Annotated in this window: 2 protein-coding genes and 1 pseudogene; all 3 read right to left on the bottom strand. The window is 71.7% G+C overall.

The genetic code is table 11. The annotated features are described in order from the left end of the window. Nucleotides 1-236, bottom strand: a pseudogene (locus GT354_RS53600) (YibE/F family protein); the annotation flags it as partial. A 99-nt stretch (nt 237-335) separates the two neighbouring features. Continuing rightward, nucleotides 336-1,097, bottom strand: coding sequence for an SDR family NAD(P)-dependent oxidoreductase (locus GT354_RS07375; RefSeq protein ID WP_161355445.1), 762 nt, complete (start codon nt 1,095-1,097; stop codon nt 336-338). 179 nt (nt 1,098-1,276) lie between these two features. Then, entirely contained in the window at nt 1,277-1,855 is a 579-nt protein-coding gene (locus tag GT354_RS07380) for an HhH-GPD-type base excision DNA repair protein (protein ID WP_161355446.1), read from the bottom strand. Nucleotides 1,856-1,971: the final 116 nt, after the last annotated feature.

A 1,971-nucleotide genomic window follows, 5' to 3' on the forward strand; every position in this document is an offset into this window, starting at 1 on the left:
CGGCCACCGGGCCACAGCACGACCATGCCCACCACGACCGCCGCCGCGAACGGGATCAGCAGCGCCGCCACCGCCCGGCGCACGCGCACGGAGACGGGCGAGGCCGGCCCGTGGGCGTGGGTGTGCGAGTGTCCACCGCCGGCGGCATGGTCGCGCCCGTGATGATGGTGCTGCCGTCCCTTGGGCACGCCGGTGTCGTCGTGCGGGTCGTCTCGACCCGGTCGTCCGTGGCTCATGCCGGCGCCCCTCCTACCCGGGCGGCCGGCCGCCGTCCCGGGATCCGGCGGGACAGCGTATCGGTGCCGGGCACGCCAACCGGATGGACGCCGGTCCGATCAGCGCGGGGCCATCCGCATCGCGCCGTCCATGCGGATGGTTTCGCCGTTGAGGTAGTCGTGTTCGGCAATCATCGCGACCAGGCGGGCGTACTCGTTCGGCTGCGCCAGGCGGGACGGGAACGGGACACCGGCGGCGAGGGCGGCGCGGATGTCGTCGCCGAAACTCGCCATCATCGGGGTGTCGACGATGCCGGGCGCGATCGTCACGACGCGGATGCCGTGCCGGGCGAGATCACGGGCGGCGGCGAGAGTCAGCCCGACGATGCCGGCCTTGGACGCGGCGTACGCGGCCTGGCCGATCTGGCCCTCGAACGCGGCGATGGACGCGGTGTTGACGATCAGGCCGCGCTGACCGGCGGTGTCCGGCTCGGTGTCGGCGATCAACTCGGCGGCCAGACGCAGCACGTTGAACGTGCCCACGAGGTTGACGTCGATCACCGAGCGGAACAGGTCGAGATCGTGCGCACCCTCGCGACCCAGGATGCGCGCGGACGGCGCGATACCCGCGCAGTTCACCGCGAGCCGCAGCGGCAGGCCGCCCCCGCGCACGTGGGCCAGCGCGGTCTTGACCGACGTCTCGCTCGTGACGTCGGCCGGTACCAGGGTGACCCCAGCCGGCGACTCGCCCGCCGCGACGACGGCCTTGCCCAGATCGAGGCCGTACACGGTCGCCCCGCGCTCGACGAGCAGCGCGGCGGTGGCGGCGCCGAGCCCTGAGGCGGCACCGGTGACGAGGGCTGCGGTTCCTGCGAGGTCCATGGGAAGTGCTCTCCTGTTGTCGACGCGGGCGAGCGATCAGGAGATCAGTACGGCATCGCCGCCGCAAGAGAGTTGCGCAAGATCGGGAACGGAACGCAAAACTCGTCCGCATCGACGGCCCGGCGCCGATGTTGATTGCGTGGAGAACGCCCGGATGGAACGGGCCGTCGTGGTGACGGTCACTTCTCCTTGGCGCGTCGCTTCGCCTCCTGCTTGAACGCGCGTACCTTCTCCAGCGACTCGGGGCCGGTGATGTCGGCCACCGAGCGGTGCGACCCGGCGTCGCCGTACGATCCGGCCGCGTCGCGCCAGCCGTCGGGCGCGACGTCGTACTGCTTGCCGAGCAAGGCGAGGAAGATCTGCGCCTTCTGCTTGCCGAAGCCCGGCAACTCGTTGAGCCTGCCCAGCAGTTCCGCGCCCGTCGCGGCGTCGGACCACACGGCGGTCGGGTCGCCGTCGTAGTGCTCGACGAGGTATCGGCACAACTGCTGGATGCGCTTGGCCATCGAGCCGGGATAGCGGTGCACCGCGGGCTTGCGCGCGCACAGTTCGGTGAACGCCTCGGGGTCGTAGTCGGCGATCTCGGCCGCGTCGAGGTCCGTGCGGCCCAGCCGCTGCGCGATCGTGTAGGGACCGGAGAAGGCCCACTCCATCGGCACCTGCTGGTCGAGCAGCATCCCGACCAACGCCGCCAACGGGCTGCGCCCGAGCAACTCGTCGGCTTCGGTGTTCTGGGCGAGGTGAACGGTCTTGTCCATGACCCGATGATCCCCCGGCGGCCGACGCGGTCGCACGGGGACTCGCCGCCGGGGGCGTCGTTGCCGGCGAGCCGGCCGGGAGCAGGTCGTGGGCGGTGTGGTCTACCCGGGTCAGG

Source organism: Streptomyces sp. SID3343 (assembly GCF_009865215.1).
Lineage (GTDB): Bacteria > Actinomycetota > Actinomycetes > Streptomycetales > Streptomycetaceae > Embleya.

Coding starts and splice junctions, on each gene's coding strand:
- GT354_RS07375 (WP_161355445.1), bottom strand. CDS start 1,097: ATGGACCTCGCAGGAACCGCAGCCCTCGTCACCGGTGCCGCCTCAGGG.
- GT354_RS07380 (WP_161355446.1), bottom strand. CDS start 1,855: ATGGACAAGACCGTTCACCTCGCCCAGAACACCGAAGCCGACGAGTTG.